This is a genomic window from Deinococcus piscis, assembly GCF_014653275.1.
Taxonomy (GTDB): domain Bacteria; phylum Deinococcota; class Deinococci; order Deinococcales; family Deinococcaceae; genus Deinococcus; species Deinococcus piscis.
The window spans coordinates 1-17,004 of record NZ_BNAL01000025.1; the positions used below are offsets into that span (position 1 = coordinate 1).

Consider the following 17,004-nt stretch of genomic DNA (forward strand, 5'->3'; position numbering starts at 1 on the left):
TAGACCTGCTGACCCAGCCTTTTTGCCCACCAGGAGGGGCTGGAAGTGAAGTTGTCACCTACTGAGAGTAGGCAGAGCCTCGCGGAAGCGCTCATCGGTGACGGCCAGCATTTGCAGCAGCACGTCGCGGCAAGCTTGTGCGTCGTCGCCGCGCTCATGGGTTTTGGGCAAAACTTCCAGTACCGTGCCGTCGGGCAGCCGCAGGACACCGACCCACTGCTGAAGCCTCAGGGCCGGACGGCCCCGCTCGTGGCTGAACGTGGCAACGGGATTCAGGTTGCTCTGATCATGCGTCTCGGTCTCGCGTTCTATCAGGGCCACCAGCGCCTGAAAACTTTGTGCCGCCAAAAAGAACGTCTCACCCTGCCAGCCTGAAGTTTCGCCCTGCACAATGCGGTCATACTCACGCAGGATATGGATCCCCTCTGCGTTCATTCGGTCTCGCTGGCTTCACGGGTGCCGCTGTAGGTACGGACGTAAGCCTCTATATCTGCAAAAGCGTCCTGATTGCGCTCATAACGCCTGATATCGCCGTCGGTGACTTCACGGATGAACTGCTGCTGCTGAGGCTTCTGGTCGTCGCCCAGCACCTGGCGAATCTGGCCCCAATCCTCGAAGAAGTATTCCTCCAGCAGAGGCAAAATACGTTGTTGCAGTGCCTGGGCTACGCCTTGCAGGGTCTGAGGCACATCCAGCAGATAAGCGTGGCCTATCACTTGTTCGCGGCTGAGCAGCCTCTCAATCCGGGCGTTGATGGCGCGCAGGAACTGAGGCAAATCCAGAGCGTCGCCGTTGATATCAATGACAGGCAGCACCTCTGGCTCAGGCCAGACTGGTTCAAACACAAAGCGGCGGCGCAGGGCGGCGTCCAGCAGGGTCAGGCTGCGGTCGGCTGTGTTCATGGTCCCGATGACATAAAGACTGCGTGGCACCGACAGCGGGCGCTTGCTGAGCGGCAACTGTACCGTGAGAGCTTCGGCGGCCCCTGCCCGCTTGCTGGGTTCGAGTAGGGTAATCAGTTCGCCAAAAATCTTGGCGACATTGCCACGGTTGATCTCGTCAATAATGAGGACATGGGGGCGCTGGCCAGGCTGAGGGGGTGTATCTTGCGCTGGCAATTGCGCAAGCAAACGCTGAATATCCGCGTCCACCACCCGCTGCAACGTCTGCGGGGAGAACTTCTTGCCCAGAACTTGCGAGGCTGACCAGCCGAGGTCCTTGGCCAGCCACTGCACCGGGCGGGCGTGGGCATAATCGGTGGCGAAAGGCGACTCTGAGCGGTCAAAGTGATAGTCGCCTGTGACGACCCCCACAGCTCCGATGACATCCATGCCCGTTGCCAGTAAGACCAAGTCACCCACGCGCACGCCATCTTTGAAGGCGAGTTGCTGCGCGTTCAGTTGATCCTCGGACAGAGAGGAAAGGGCTTGCGGTTCACGGCGTGCAGACACGCTGTCCAACCAACTGCCCATCCGCATTTCGCCCCGGTCCAAACTGCGCCGCCTGACCTCGCTGACTGGGACCGTGCCATCAATGTAGATTCGCCAGACCTGCCCATGTGGGTTGACTGCCGCAGACTCAGTCTGCGTCCCCGTCTGACCACTTGCCGCCCCAACCGCCTGCAAAAACAGCCCATCCTCTAGCTCATAGCTGAGTTGTCCACCTTTCATGGCGGGTTTGATTCCTTCTACAAAGTCCTCATACCCGAAGGACTGGTGGAACGTAACAAAGGTAATCTGTCCCTGCGCGGCCAGAGTGTCGTAGCGGGCCTTGCACTCTGCGCGGGTGGGCTGAGACTCCAAGAAACCAGGGTCAAGAATTGCCAGCGCCCGGTCCACCACGCGGTAGGTTTTGCCCGTTCCGGGAGGCCCGTACAGAATTTGATTGAGGGGAACGCCTGGCACAGGGACAAAAGCAGCAGGCGCGGGCGAGTCCTCAGGCTGCGCATGGGCAGGCTGCACAGGCCGAATGGCTTCAGCCTCAGGTGTGGGCGACTCCGGCGGCGTGAGGGCTTCAAAAAGAGCGGTGAGGCGGTCTGCGTAGGCCAACGCACCTTCCAACACTTCGGCGAAGTTGCCAGCTTCCAACTCGGCAGGGGTGAGGCTCAGCCCCACGCGCAGGCGGCGGCTTTTACCCGCGCCCGCCACGTACTGCTCTAGCAACGCCTCCACATGGGGGCGTCCGGCAACAGTCAGGGGATGCAGGACCACCGCTCCAAAGTCCGCATTGAGTGTCAATGTGGGCGCGGCCACAGTGGGCACTGGGGCGAACAACGCCTCGAGCAAGGCGGCCATCCACTCCGGTTGACGCAACCTTTCTCTTGGGCCGTCGCCTTTGCCATCGGGCAGGCCAACTTCCAGGGTCAGGCCCTGTGGCAGCGGCACATACTCGTAGCCATCTTCAGCCAGCAGCAGAGCGCGGCCAAAAGACCGGCCATCCATCTTGACTCCACCGCCCAGACTGACCTTGACCACCAGTTGGGTCTTGCCTGAGTACGGGGAGCGGCCCGGCTGCAACGCGCCCAGACCCGGACCACTGAGCAGCTCCAACAGCAACGGGGCATATTTACGGTCCAAGACCATGTTGCCTTTGACCCGGTCATCCGAAAAGTCCTGGGCATCCTGACAAAACTGCGTGAAGGGAAAGCAGCCTTCTGTCAGCACCGCTTCTTTTTTGTAGCGCTCGTTTTCCAGCCAGGCCAGCTGCGAGAGGGTGGCAAAGTCAACGGCCAGAGGGCGGACCGCTTCCAATACGGCGTGATAGTCCGCAAGGTGCTGTACCTGACTGGCCCTCACCCCCCGCTTCTCCAGGTAGGGCACATTGACCCCATTGAGGGGCAGATAGCGCTCAGGGTTCAGCCAGAACAGGCCCTGGGTCAGCTTGGGCAACGCGACCTGGCGAATGGCGAGGGCCGCCGCGAAGGTCTGCGCGTCCAGCTCACCCGCGACTGCCTGCCGCGCCAAAGCCCAGAGTGTGGGCAGGTCGCCCTCTTGGCGCTTGCTCCGGTAGGCGAAGAACCAGGCGTTCATGGGGTTGCTCCAGGGCACGCCAACCAGGTCAGAGGGCACCGGAGCCTGCAAGTTCAGCCGCTCCTTTACCCTTGCCAGGATGGGCAGAACAGAGCTGTCCGCCTGATGCTTGAGGATAAGCGAGAAGAAGGACAAAGGGTCCAGCACGCTGAGGTCCATGCTCTCGTCGTGCTGAATGCGGACGCCCGCATCACGAAGCACCTGCACCAGCTCGGGTTGGCGCTCCTGGTAGTCCAGCAGGCGCAGGGCCAGTTCGCGGAAGAACGGCTTCCAGGTGAACTCTGAAGCGTCTGGTGTGGGGGTGGACGGTATGGTCCGGAGGGTTTTCTCGGTGGCCCTGCTCGGCGCAGCACTGCCCACCGCATCAACAGTCAAAAAATGTCCTGCGGCATTCATTCCTTGTGGCAAACGCTTAAGCAAGATACGCGCTTCCCGCGCCCACTCCCCCAACGTCTGCCCCGTTCCTTCGGCGCGCCACTCCACGTTGCCGTTGGCGGTGCGGCCCATCACCACAGCGGCGGCCCCGCTGGGACTAGGAAAGGCATAATCGCAGGCAAAGACCAGCACGCCGCCGCGCTCCTCTAGCACACCGTCCGCCAGCAAAGTCTGCCGCTCCCGCTGAGCAGCAGTGCCCTGAAATGAGGGGACTTCTTCCAGCCGCGCCACACTGCCGACCAGCACCGTCAGCCCGTCCAGATGCCCGCTGCGAATGGTCGGCGTGGCCCGCGCCTGAGCACCTCCCGCGTTGATGACAAACGTCGGTACAGGCCGGGAAGTGTCTGGCTGGGTCATAGGGTCAGTCTAACGAGATCATTTGTTCCAGAAGGACTTTTTGAGCAGGGACAGTGCAGGACCATTCAGACCAGAGCCATCCAGGGCGGGGGCGCTGTCTACAACATGGTTGTCGGGCCACTGGCCGAATTTCCCAGAAAAGAAGTCCGCCGAACCCCACACCTTCCCAGTCCAATATTCCCAGTGCAGCGCACTCTCTTCAGGTGGCCGTATGGCTCACCCCGGTCCCCACCCCCCCGCCACGTCCCCGCCAGGCACCCGGCTGCGATACTCGCCCAGCCGCTCCAGCCCCAGCCCACGCTTAGGCAAAATCCGAAAACAACGAGTGGTAACCGCGTTTCTTGCTATGAGGGGCATTGAAAAACACAATAATCTGCCCTCTCTTCTCATCGTAGAGACCTTGCATATACCGTGCGTACTTTTTACGGCTGAACTTGTAGGGAATGGTAGCCTTGAAATATTCGACCTCATTGGGTTTAAATGGTGCTTGTCTTATAGGGTGGGAATCGTCAATTACAAAGTGTCTTCCAGCTCTCAAATGTTTTTTAATTTGATTTACGAAAAAGTCTGATACAAATCCATTTGTATCGAGAATGATTCCTCCGACAGGGCGAGTGGCATCTAGTGCAATACGTTGTCCAGCCGCAGCCAAAGAACACCCTGCCTTGATAGCTAGAATTTGAGCGCGTTTAGCATCATCTTCATAGTTGGCGCATACTTCTAGAAACGTGGGGCGAGGAATAAGAAGTTGAAAACCACCAAGCTCTACGAAAACTTCCTCAAACTCCCTTCGGGCGTCTAGACTTCCTGGAAATATACGCTCAAGTTCACGAACGAATCTGCCATCTTCAGATGTTTTGAAAACGTGGTGGGCAATCTCGTGCATACCAGTAAACCGCTTACGCCGAACTCCTTGATTCCGGTTAAGCAGAATTAAGCGCTTAGGCTTGATGTACTGGTCTTCAATATCAGCCGTATCGTCTACCTTTAAGTCTTCTGCGGCGGCTAATTCCTGAAAGGGCAGATAGCCCGTCACCGCATGCCATTCGTGCAGATAGTCTAAGAAATCTTTACCAAGTGAGTGCAGTAGGCGTTCATTCACGAATACATTGTACTATGTAATCAGCCCAACGCTGCTTCGTATTCTGTCCAGAGCGTGCTGCTCGATTCGCATATAACTCTTCCTGAAAGGCAAAATCGGCAAGTATCGGGTGATTGGGGATTAGCTCCATGAATGCCTCACGCGCTTCTTGGCTCTTAATCAATGGACTGATGGCGGGCGTAGCCTCCGGTTGTTCGACTTTCCAGCCCCCAGCAGGTTCGCCGCCGGGTACCAAGCTTTTAAAGAAGCCGATATTCTCTAGTTTCAAAGCGTGTAGTTCGTCGTACACGCGCAAAATAGCCTCTTTGGTGCGGTACGTCCCATGCGCCGCCTCGCCCTTGCGCCGCACAATCGGGAAGGTGTCCATGATGTAATCCACGTCCTCCCGTGCAATCCCGTACAGGATGAAGTACAGCGCGTCCAGTTCGGCCCGCAGCCAGAAGCGGCGGTCATCGTTCCAGACGAACGGCTCGCCCCCGTAGCCCAGGTCACGCGCAAAGGCCGTGAGGTCGTGGGCGGTGTAGGTCAGTTCCAGCACGCGGGGAGTGATGAAGGATGATAGATGATGGGTGATGGATGATGGAGGGAGAACGGGGAATTGCTTGAGAAAGCCATAGGTCAAGTGAGTGCCGCCTACTTTTTGACGAGCAGAGTAATCGGAAATAAATGCATTCAGGTTTGCCAACAATGCCGCCTGAGTCCTCGCGTCCACCTCAGCGAAAAATAATGGGTTGGTATGACCGATAGCAGCGCGTGGCTCAACCCCAAAAAGAGCGGTGCGCTCATTGGTGGCGTTGGTAATATCCCGAAAGCCCATCAACCAGCCCTTATCCCACTCCCAAATCACGCGCCCGTCTTTGTCTTTCTGAATTAGACGGCTTTCAACTTCCCCAGCTTCCACCCAGTACCTCGGCAAAGGCAAAGCGTTTGCGTCGGCTTTTTCGGCGCTGGTCATGTCCCGCGTGTCGCCCTCTGGCGTGTAGGTTGCAAAGCGGTGGTCAAACTGGTGCATCAGCTTGGCTTCGTACAGCGGCAGCAGTTCGCTTGTGCCTTTGCGGTAGCGGTTGCCGTCCAGCGTGTAGCCGTCGGCCTGTAGCTGCTCGGCGGTGCGGAACAGGCCAGAGTCGTTGGACATGTGAAACATCGCCATAAACCGAATACCCCACGGGTTTTCCTCCGTCGCCTCGTTCAGCAGCACCGGCACGCGCTGATAAATCTCTTTGGTGATGCGGGCGTCTCGGGCGCTGCGGAACACGGGCGCGGTGCGGGTGTTGGGGTTCAGCAGCGCGATTTCTTGCGGCGAGAGGGTAAAAGCCTTGTCGGGGTCGCGCACTTCTTCGGCATTCAGCGCAAAGAAAACGAACTGGGCGGCGTTTTGCTTGTCGTCCTTGCCGCTGACGCCGAGGGTGCAGAACTTGAATGAGCGGTGTACGCCGGGGAAAATCGCGTTTCGGTTTTCAAAGTCGTACAGGCTCACCAGATTTTGACCGTCCATCAAATCCTGAAAGAAGAATTTGGTGGTGTCGTCGGTGGCGATGCCCGTCGGCACGATGATGCCCATGCGCCCATGCGCGTTCAGGCTGTCGCGGTTCGCCTCGCTGAAAATGGCGTAGGTGTTCACGTCGCCGCGCCCGGTCAGTGGGTAGCGCCCGCTGGCACGGATGAAATGGCTTTCGCCTTCGGCTTGCCGCAGGTCGCGTAAAAAGTCGGCGTAAATCTGCGGGCGCTCGGTCTTGAGGTCTTTAATCAGCTTCGTGCGGGCGGCAGCGTTCGGCGCGGTGGCGATTTCGGGCACTCGCTGGGCGAACCATTCCTTTTCTTGCAGCTTGATACGCTCCCACGGCGGGTTGCCCAGCACGCAGTCGAAGCCGCCTTTGCCCGCGTCGCCAAACACGTCGGGAAACTCTATGTGCGGGTGCAGGAAGTGGTACTGCGCGGCGGCCTCGGCCACGGCTTGCCGCACCGGGGCAAGGCTCTCGGCCTGCGGGTTGTCCCTCAGCGCTTGCAGGGTGTAGCTGGTAATGGCAGGCGCACCCGCGACTTTGGGCAGCACGAAGGCGGCGGCCCAGGCGTCGGCCAGCAGTTTTTTGTTCTGCATGTGCGGGTTGCGCTGAATGGCGGCCCAGGTGCCTTCCTGCGTCTGCACGTGCAGCAGGTCTTCGGGTTCGATGTTGCCCAGGGCCTTGACCATCGCGGTGATGGGGGCCAGGTCTTCGGTGAGGTTAAAGAGGGTCTGCGCCCCGTGCGCCTGCTTGATGAGGTCTTCGCGCTCGGCCTTGTTGCGCTTTTTCAGCTCGGAGACGGTTTTCTTGTCGTCACCCTCCAGCGGGCTGAAGGCGGCGTCGGGCAGGTGGAGGGTCTGGGCTTTTTGCGCGGGGTAGAGTTGCCTCCGAATCACTTTTTCGGGAATCTCATCCTCGGCATTCATCAGCTCAGGCGCAGTGCCCAGCAGGCTGTTGCCCACGCGCAGGCGGTGGTCCAGGAAAGCGAGCGGCTTGCCTGCGTCCTGGCTTTCCAACCACAGGGCGACCTTTGCCAGCTCGGTGGCCATCGGGTTGATGTCCGCGCCGTAAATGCAGTGCGCGATGACCGTGCGGGTGGCGCGGCGCAGGGCGCGCGGGCTGGGCTGACCCGTCTCCTCTTCCAGCTCGGCCAGCCGTGCCCCGATGCGGCGGGCGGCGGCAATCAGGAAGTGCCCAGAGCCACAGGCAGGGTCAATCACCTTGAGGTTCTTGAGTGCAGCCACCGCGTCTTCAGGCAGCTTGTCCCGCACAGCGTTCTCAATCACGGGGTCCAGCGCCGATTCCAGCAGCAGTTCAATCAGAGAGCTGGGGGTGTAGTAGCTGCCGGTGGTTTTGCGTTCATTGCCGGGCAGCACCGCCAGCGAGAAGCGCGGGCCAACCTCAATACGTGGCACCAGTTCCAGCAGGCTTTCGTAGATGCTGCCCAGTTCTTCGGAATCTAGGGCCGCGTAGTTCACGGGGCGCAAGCTGCCGTTGACGCTGATTTCGCTGAGTGAGCGCACCGCTGCATAAAAGTCGGCGTTGCTCAGGCGCAGGCCACTCAGTGCATTCGGCTGAAACAGCAGGCTCCCCAGCGCAGGCAGGCCCAACGGCTCGAAGCCTGTGCGGAGGTAGCCCAGCAGCCGCTCCCAGGCTTCATAGGCGTCGGTGTGTTGGCTGCTGCCGGTCACGGCCCCCGCTTTCTGACGCAGGGTACGGGTGAGGTAGTGGGCGGCGCGCGCACGGGTGACGGCATTGGGCTGGTACTCGCCGTCCTCGCGGCGGGCAAACAGCAGGTCGCGGTCTTCCGTCACGAACAGGAAGACCATCTGGTACACGGTGTTCAGGCACGCGCGGTATAGGTCGCCGGGGGTCAGTCCACCGCTACGGGTTCTCTCCAGCAGCTCAGGATTACGGCGCAGAAATCCGGTGCCCAGAGCTTCTGCGGCCTGCTTGACCCCGTCGCGCAGGGTGTCGTTGGCCCGCTGGCCCAGTTCCTTGCTGGCCTCGTTCCAGGCCTCCAGCGGCCCTTGCTTGCCCCCGCGCAGGCGTGAGCGGTGCAGCAGCAGCCACAGCACCCGGAAGGCGCGGGCATCCTCGGTGCGCATGATGTCGCCTATCTGGAACTCAGCGTAGGCGGGGCGCGTCACCTGGGCGTTGTCGCGCAGCAGCCGCAGCGTCTCGCCGTTGGTCACCAGCCCCCACAGATGCTCCGCTTCGGCATTGAGGTAGCCCTGCATCAGCCCGTGTGGGCTAACCCGCACGCCCGTTTCATCAGTCACGCGGTCCAGGTCCAGGTGGCGGGTAAAGTGCAGCGGGACATCGCCCGTTTCCGCGAGGTTGCTCACGGCGTATTTGCCGCTGGCGGCCCCTGTCCCCACAAAGGAATAGTTCAGCACTCTCAGCAGCGGGCGCACCCAACCTGCCCAGACATCGGTGCCGTGCTGCTGATAACGTAGCCAGGCTTTGCGGGCATCGTCCCAGGCGTCCTGCACCGCTTCTTCCAGGGTCATCTTGGGCGCAAGGTCGTAGCTGCTGGGCGTTGCCCCTGCCAGCTTGGCGGTCTGGGCGCGGTCCGAGAGTTGCAGCAGGAAATCGTCGGTGAGGCCCAGGCCATAAACCCGCACATGCTGTAGCTGCGTGGAAGTCACTGGAACCCTCCCAATTTGGGCACCGGTAGGAAAAGGTACACACCCAGGCGGTCAGGTGGACCGGGTGGCTCCACCGCATAAGTCACGCCCTGACCTCTGGCGGCTCCGCGTACCCGCTCATGGGCTTCCAGCAGGGCAGCGGCCCGCTCCTGGGCGCGGTTCATCAGCACGCCGTCCATGCTGCGCAAGTCGCTGAGGGCGCGGGTCAGCCGCTCGGTCTTCTGTTCCGGGGCAAGGTTGCCTTCTGGGGTGAGGCTCAGCAGTGCAAGGGTCTCCTCTGGGGTCAGCCACGTCGGTTCCTCAGCGCGGCCTGCAAAGGCCAGCAGGTCCAGTTCTTCAGCCAGGGTCTGCCAGGTGCGGTTGCCCTTGCGCCCCGTCAGGTGGAAGCGGTGGCGCAGCAGCAGCAGGGTGGTCTGGGTGCTCACGCCCGAAGTGCGAATCACACCTACTCGCTTGGCAGCAGCCTCCTCTGGGGCGTCCAGCGCCTGACCCAGCACGGTGCTGGCAAGCTGCTCAACTAAGGGATGGTTGCGGGCCAGTGGTACCACGCCTCTATCCGCCTGCGGGCTGAAGCGGAAACGCCGCGCTGCCCGAAGAAAGTCGCGGAACTCGGGCCGAATGTCAGCCTGGGCGGGGTCGGCCTCGAAGCTATCGTCCAGCCGTGGACTGACACTCACGCCAGCAGTGCCCAGCGCTTCGAGTACAAAGTCCTGCGCAGCATGTGCGTCTCCCAGAGCTTCGCGCACGGCGGCCAACTCTCCCGCCACCTCTTCGGGGCGGATGCTGTGCTGAGCAAAGCGGCTACGCGACTTCTTTTCGCTCTCGGCAGCGTCGCGCCACTTCAGGTCAAACGCCTGTATGTCTTCGAACAGCAGCGGCTGAATGGCTTCCCGCGAGTCCGTTTCCAGCACGCGGCTGAGCAGCACATCCAGCAGGCTTTCGGCTTCTTCGGGAGCGGGAATGCTGGTGCCCAGGGTGGCCCGAATCAGGCGGTGCTTGCGGACCAGCACGTCCAGAATCAGGGTGTCAATGCGGTTGTCTGCGCCGTACATGGTCAGCACCCGCACTTCGGGCGCACGTTGCCCGTAGCGGTCTACCCGGCCCTCGCGCTGGTCCAGGCGGGTGGGGTTCCACGGCAGGTCATAGTGAATCACGGCACTGAAGGCATTTTGCAAGTTGATTCCTTCGGAGAGGCAGTCGGTAGCGACCAGCACGCGGCGCTCGGCCTGGGCCAGTTCCTCAATGCGGGCCACTCGCTCATCGGGGGTCAGGCGGCCCGTCACAGCCATCACCTCAGTGTCTTTCAGCGCTTTCCTCAAGTGGTCGGCCACCGCCTCCGCCGTGGCGATGAAGCGGCAAAAGACGATGGGAGCCAGGCCCTGCCCAACCAACTCTGTCACCTGAGTGGTCAGCAGCTTCAGCTTGTGGTCTTTGGCCCCTGCCAGCGCGTCAGCCCGCTCCGCCAGGCGCAGCAGCTGGCGGGTGGTTTCGCTTTCCGCGCTGTCAATCTGCGCTCCAGGGGTCATGTCCAGGACACCGCCTTCTTCACCCTCCTCGGGGTCCAGCACCAGTTCGCGGCCCAGGCGGTCAATCACAGCCTCATCAGTTTCGCCCTCGCCCGTAGCTCGCTCGCGCAGGGTGGCGGCGGCGGCCTGCGGGCTGCTCGCCAGGGCACGCAGCAGGCCCAGAGCCGCCCACCAGCGAATGCGGGTGCGGCTCTGGGCTTCGCCGGGCACATGCACACTCTCGCGGGCATAGGCCAGCACATCATCAAACAGCGCCGCGTAATCAGGGTGCAGGGTGTATTGCAGCTCCGCGTCCCGCCGAGCAGGAAAAGGCGTGCCTTCTTGCAAATACTCACTGATGTCCTTACGGCCCCGCTGCACCAGGTGGCGAGCCAGCGTGGCGCGCGCACGTTCGTTCTGGGCCCCACTGAGGTCCAGCGGCAAATTGGCAAAGTCGGGGTTGAGCAGCCGCAGCAGACTTCTGAAGGCGTCCTCTTTGCCACTGTGGGGGGTCGCGGTGACCAGCACCAGGTGCCGCTCAGGGTCAGCGGCCAGCTCTTCCAGCAGGCGGTAGCGCTGATGCCGCTTGGTGCCCATGCCTGCGCCCTCGGCACTGGCGTGGGCCTCGTCCACAATCACGAACTCTGGCGCACTGGTCAGGAAATCCTGCCGCCAACGGTCCGATTTGACCAGGTCGAGGCTCACCACTGTGAATTTGTAGCGCTCGAAGATACTTTGGCCTGGATTACAGCCACGTTCCAGACTGCGGACAGTGCTTGGAAGCACCGCAACGGCGTCAATCCCGAACTTGACCCGCAGCTCCTCCACCCACTGGTCAGCGAGATGCGGCGGGCACAATACGGCCAGCCGGTCTATTTCACCCCGGTCCAGCAGTTCGCGGGCAATCAGGGCGGCCTCCACCGTCTTGCCGATCCCCACGTCATCAGCAATCAGAAGGCGGGCGGGGCTTTGGCGCAGCGCCATCAGCAGCGGCACGAGCTGATAGGGGCGCGGCTCCACGCCCAAGCGGCCCAGCGACCGAAAGGGGCCTGCGCCGCTGCGCACCGCCAAACGGGCCGCATTCAGCAGCAACTTGGCTCCGCTGGCGGTTCCAAATGCGGTAGGGCTGGGGTCATCAAACGCGGCGGTACGGACCTCTTCCCCGCCTTCTTCTCCAGTGTAAATACCCGTGATTTCCGCGTCGCTGCCTCCCAGGGGCTTGAGCAACAAGAATTCCAGGCTACTTTCGGGGAGCACCACCCAGTCACGCCCACGGGCGCGCACCATCGAACCGATATCAAAAGCCATAGTTATCCTTCTCCGAAAATAAAAGCGTAGCGCGCCAGTGTGGCGGGCCACTCACTCTGGTCATGGGTGAATGTGATGACGGTGTATCCCGCCAGCTCCAGCTCCTCACGCTTGCGGACGTCTATGCTGGCCTGCCCCGGCAACTGGTGATGTGGTCCATCAATGAAAATTACTGCCGCTTCAGCTGCATAGGCGAAATCCGGGCGAACATAGTGGTCCGAAATCAGCGGCTGAGCGTGTGACGGAAGCCTCCTGGCCTCTACTTGCAAGAACTGTAACCATGCCCGCTCCAACTCACTGCCGCAGGCCGCCAAAAGCGTCTCTAGGTGGCCCTCCCCGTCCCTATCCGCAAGGAGCACGCCCGCTTCCCGCAGGGAAAGCAGCAAGTCCCGGACGGCAAAGCGGTCAAGCCATTCATGGAATGTTTGATTGCCATATGTCATTAAGCAGTCATAACAAGCCGCCTCGCAGCGCTCGGCAGCATGGGGAGCCTGCCCCTGGTCCCTGCCAGTCTCCGGGTCAAAGTGCAACAGGCCCAGCGCACACCTGGCGACCTCCCCCAGCGCACCAGAGCGGAACACCAGGTCTTGCAGCACCCCAGATCCTCCCTCTGACGCCTCGTACAGCAGAATCTGACGCGGCTCCCGGCTCCCGGGAAGCAGCTCGGCAGCCAGTTCGCTGTCTTCCAGTTGGTAGGCGAGCTGGACAGCATTTTTCAGCGCGCTCATCAGGGTCGCCATGCTGGCTGAGTCTTGCGGCGTCGCTGGCTCAATCAGCAGCACATTGCGGGTGTCCTCGACATAGGGAATGACCTTTTGCACCGGCACGTCCCGCCCACCCGCAGCCTTCACCTTGCGCTGGTAGGCCACCTTGCTCAACCACTGTGAGGTCTCTGGATCAAACAGGAATCCTAGCTCCTGCTTGTTCTCACGGTTGCGCCAGCCGTAATTGATGCGCCACAGCGTCGCTCCATCGCCGTAGGTCAGGTTCAGCAGTGGGCAATCTGCCTTGGCCACCGCCTGCACCCGGTCTGCCCGTCCTCCGCGCGAGGCAAAGCGCAGGCCACTTTTGATATCAAAGCCAATACGCCGCCGCTCTTCCTCATCGCTTCCGATGCGTTCCCGCCGGCGGGTCGCCACCGAAGTCATTCGGAACAGGTCTGGACGGGCCGGGGGCAGCGGCAGACTGCAGTTTTCGCAGACATCCCGCGCCTGAGCGCTGCTCCCATAGTGCAAGTAACCGCACGTCTCGCAGCGCTGGGCACTGATGGTAGGCAACTCACTTGTCTCACCGCGCGCAGGCACAATCACCTTATTGGCTTCGTACTTGGCCCCGTTGTGGTACACGATGGCATTCGGGCCAAACTCGGACAGTGCCAGGAAGCGGGGGCGGGAGAGATAACTGTCATTCCTACCTTTCATGCCGCGCCGACCAGGAATGTAGGCGGATAGAGGCAGGCGGGCGAAGTTGTACCCCGGCAGGAAGCCCTCCGAGGCAAGGTAGCGGTAAGTATAGAAATCCGAAAGCTCACCGTCTGGCTCACGCAGCAGCCTCAGCTGAGTATTGGCCTCAGCATGGAGCCGCTGGGCTGTGTCCCGTATATGCCCCTTGGTGGCGTCAGCCAACACCGCATTGTTTAGGTGCAGCTGCGACAGGGCGCTGCGGTACAAGTCACGCCAGCGATCACAGGCCCGGTCAAACTCCTGCGCTGCTTGCCTGACCGTGTACTCCAGCCACTCTTCGCTGTACCAGGTGGTGTGGCTCAGAGTGGGGCCCAGGCTATCGAGCAGCTGTCTGGCCCGCACCAAGGTACGCTGGCGTACACCCTCGTCGCCAAACGGAAGCAGCACATCGGCCAGCAGCGCCAGACTGGGTTCTTCACCACCTGTCTCTAGCAACTCAGCCACCGACGCTGGCAGCTTATGGCCGGTTTCGGCCAACCAGATGGCGTGAATATGTGAACGAATCAGGGCTTCATTGCCCAACTCAATGCGGGGCGTGGACACACTGCCACCGACCATCAGCTGGGGCCGCCGGAAAAAGTATTGGTCGTGATTGTTGCCCGTGGTGGCATAAGTCATGACCAGTGCTGGCTGTCCGCTACGGCCCGCACGGCCTGACCGCTGGGCATAGTTGGCTGGGGTCGGCGGCACATTGCGCAGATGCACCACGTTCAGATTGCTGATATCTACTCCCAGCTCCATGGTCGGTGAGCAAAAGAGTGCAGGAAGCTGCGCGCTGCGAAAGGCTTCTTCGCGTTTTTCGCGCTCGTCAGGGCGAATCTGGGCGGTGTGCTCCGAGCCATGCAGGTTATGGAATTCCGAAGCAGGCTGCTGATACAGCGAGCGAAAAAAGGCATTCACTCCTGGGGCGTCGCCTTCCTGACGGACCACCCGCAGCACATCTACTGCCGCGTCAGTTCCTGGCCCCGCCCGCCACACGAAACTGGTGCCCTTCAGCTGATAAGCCCCTGGTTCCACCTCTTCAATGAATTCCGACAGTGCAGCAACCAGGTCCTGCAATATGGCGTCAATGTCGCTGCGGCTCAGACTCAGGCTCCAGCCCAGAACCTCAGGACGTCTCAGATAGCGGCCCACCGCCCCCAGCGCACTCAGAGGCAGCCGTCCAGAAGAACGCCCCTCCTCGCGTGAGGAGGACCCCAGGACAACTTTCTGGGCAACAGTGAGATTATTGGCCTCTTCCGGTGGCAGGTACAGCGGGCTGTCCTCCCGAATCTGCCCCTGGTTCTTGACGACCATGTCCAGGAAATTCGTATCCAGGTAGGGCGCTTTGATGGCCAGATTCCGCCGCAACCAGTCGAGCAGAGCCACCGCAGCCCGCTCGCGCGCCTCTACCACCCCGCTGCGCACGACAGACAGGGCCGGGTGCGCCCGCTCCCAGAGGTCCTGTGCCTCACAAACCTCACGCAAATAGGGATAGTCGAACCGCACCAGGTCAACCCCTTCCAAGTTGGGCAAGGTCAGGCGGCGGCCCTCGGCCAGGTCACTGTACAGGGCGTAGCCAATCAGGTTCTGCGCCGTTTTGACTGTGCGGTCGCGCTCCCCGAAGCGGACACTGGGATCGCTGGCGAATGAAGCGAAGTCCAAGTCCATCGCTGCGTACACCTTCTGCGCAATATCCTCAAGGTGAAGGGGACCCTGTTGCAAGGCACGCGCCAGAGCCGCCCGCAAAGAAGCCACAAAAATGAAGTCGTTGAAGTGGCCCGCTTGCAAGGAGGCGTCCTGGCGGTTGTCGGTGAACGATAGGATTTTCCGGGCATCGCTGCGGAGGTCCGATTTCCGCAGGCCCTGAATGGCTGCCATGCTCAGCAACGTGGTGGCTGTGGAGCGGCCCTCGCTCGATAGGGTGGACAGCTTGGTGAGCTTACCTGTGCGGCCGAGATAGGTCACACCGCAGCACAGGCAAAAGCGAAACTCCCCCTGAAGAAAGGCGGCCTGGAGCCCGGCAGCATTCTGTTCTCCCAGGCCACCGACCCGCACCGGCTGAGGCAGCTGTCTGCGGCGGCCTGGTTTGATTTTCAGCCGGCCATTCTTTTCCTCAACCCAGCCCTCTGGCAGCCGCTCCAGCATCTCGTCCTCGTCTACAGGCCACGCCGGGTGCCCCAGATAGAGATAGCCGTCGTCCGGTGTGCTCTCCTGACGAACTTCGTTGCTGCGGGCCACGAAAGTCTCTTGGCCAGTGTCTAGGTCCTGGGTCCGCCGGACCGAGTAATACTCCTGACCACAGTTGCGGCAGAACTCCAGCGGATAGAGTCGCAGCTGCCGCCCGCTCTTTGGTGCATAGACCTGACCACGTAAGGTGAGGTGCTCCAGACGCTCATCCGGCGAGAGGAGCGGGGCATAGACTGTGGCTGCCTTGCTGATGAACTGGTGAAGGCGAAAAGCAAAGACGGGCCGGCCAGTTTCTGGATGAGCAATGGTATTACCGGCCAGCAATCTCCGCTCCAGGGCTTCCAGACACTGGAGCTGTGGCAGTCCCGTCTGGTCAGCCAGCTTCACTGCCAGGCCCTCCTCACCGGAAATGGCCTGAGGCATGCGGCGGTCAAAGCGTTGGGCCTCCTCATCCCAGCGCAGGCCTACTGCATCTTCTAGCCAGACCACCAGTGCATCCTGCACAAACTGCGTGAAATTGTATGGAACTGGCTGGGCCACAGCGGCTTTGAGCTGCTCTAAGGTGGGCTGACCATGAGTCACGCGTTCCAGACTTTCACCAATGACCTGTTCAGCCGTCAGCTTGACACCAAACAGCTGCGAGGCGACGGAGGCCACGGTCCGCTGGCGCTCGGCGTAATCCGGGCTGGACGACATGGTGGCGCTGGTTCCAACACAGATGGCATCCGGTGCCTTAAGCCGCTCACGGAGCCGGCGAATCAGCAGAGCCACGTCAGCTCCCTGGCGGCCACGGTAGGTATGGAGCTCATCAAACACGATGAAGCGCACACCCTCAGCGGCGCGTACCAGGGCCGCCTCGTCCTGACGGGTCAGAATCAGTTCGAGCATCATGTAATTGGTCAGCAAAATGTCGGGGGGGTTGGCGATGATCGCATCTTTTTCTTCGCGCGATTCTTGACCGGTATAACGTTTAAACGTTACCGCTCCACTGTCTCCCAAAAACTTGCTCAGTTCCTCGATCTGGCTGTTGGCCAGAGCGTTCATCGGATAGACTACAATTGCCTGAACACCTTTCCCACTCCCATGGCATAGCACGTGGTCAACAATGGGCAAGATATAGGTCAATGACTTCCCCGAGCCAGTTCCGGTGGTCACCACATAAGAGCGGCCCGCGCGGGCCAGCTGAATAGCTTGACGCTGGTGGGCATGCAGCCGCAGCGGGAGTCTGGATTCACCGGCCACGAACAGCTCGGCGCACTGAGGATGGAGCAAGCCTTGTTGCGCCAGCTCCGTGACGCTTCCTCCCGGCATAAAGTTCGGGTTCAACTGCGCCAGTGGGTCAGGCCAGAACATCCCACTTTCCATCTGGGCATCCACATAGGCGCGAATCTCCCGGTCACGAATGTGAACGAAGGAGGACACATAAGACGCGTATTGGCGGATAACATCGTTTCTGTACTCGAAAATATTCATACGGGTGTGG

Annotated in this window: 6 protein-coding genes; all 6 read right to left on the minus strand. The window is 61.1% G+C overall.

What is annotated here, in order from left to right; all coding sequences use genetic code 11:
• Positions 1-54: 54 nt before the first annotated feature.
• Entirely contained in the window at positions 55-435 is a 381-nt protein-coding gene (locus IE158_RS09645; protein WP_189643477.1) for a 5-methylcytosine restriction system specificity protein McrC, read from the minus strand.
• The gene (locus IE158_RS09650; RefSeq protein ID WP_189643478.1) at positions 432-3,821 is read right to left on the minus strand and encodes a DUF4357 domain-containing protein; all 3,390 of its coding nucleotides are present in this window, start codon (positions 3,819-3,821) and stop codon (positions 432-434) included. The genes IE158_RS09645 and IE158_RS09650 overlap by 4 nt, the downstream gene beginning before the upstream one ends.
• 301 nt (positions 3,822-4,122) lie before the next feature.
• The gene (locus IE158_RS09655; RefSeq protein ID WP_189643479.1) at positions 4,123-4,923 is read right to left on the minus strand and encodes an ImmA/IrrE family metallo-endopeptidase; all 801 of its coding nucleotides are present in this window, start codon (positions 4,921-4,923) and stop codon (positions 4,123-4,125) included.
• A complete protein-coding gene (locus IE158_RS09660) occupies positions 4,916-9,076 on the minus strand; it encodes an Eco57I restriction-modification methylase domain-containing protein (protein WP_229839038.1) in 4,161 nt (1,386 codons plus the stop codon). Before IE158_RS09660 ends, IE158_RS09655 begins: the two co-directional genes overlap by 8 nt.
• Positions 9,073-11,889 (minus strand): DUF8741 domain-containing protein, encoded by a 2,817-nt coding sequence (locus IE158_RS09665; RefSeq protein ID WP_189643480.1) that lies wholly within the window; start codon positions 11,887-11,889, stop codon positions 9,073-9,075. Before IE158_RS09665 ends, IE158_RS09660 begins: the two co-directional genes overlap by 4 nt.
• 2 nt (positions 11,890-11,891) lie before the next feature.
• A complete protein-coding gene (locus tag IE158_RS09670) occupies positions 11,892-16,943 on the minus strand; it encodes a DEAD/DEAH box helicase (protein WP_229839039.1) in 5,052 nt (1,683 codons plus the stop codon).
• Positions 16,944-17,004: the final 61 nt, after the last annotated feature.

Excerpts from the sequence above, each read along its gene's own strand:
- IE158_RS09645 (WP_189643477.1), bottom strand. The coding sequence starts at position 435 with ATGAACGCAGAGGGGATCCATATCCTGCGTGAGTATGACCGCATTGTG.
- IE158_RS09650 (WP_189643478.1), bottom strand. The coding sequence starts at position 3,821 with ATGACCCAGCCAGACACTTCCCGGCCTGTACCGACGTTTGTCATCAAC.
- IE158_RS09665 (WP_189643480.1), bottom strand. The coding sequence starts at position 11,889 with ATGGCTTTTGATATCGGTTCGATGGTGCGCGCCCGTGGGCGTGACTGG.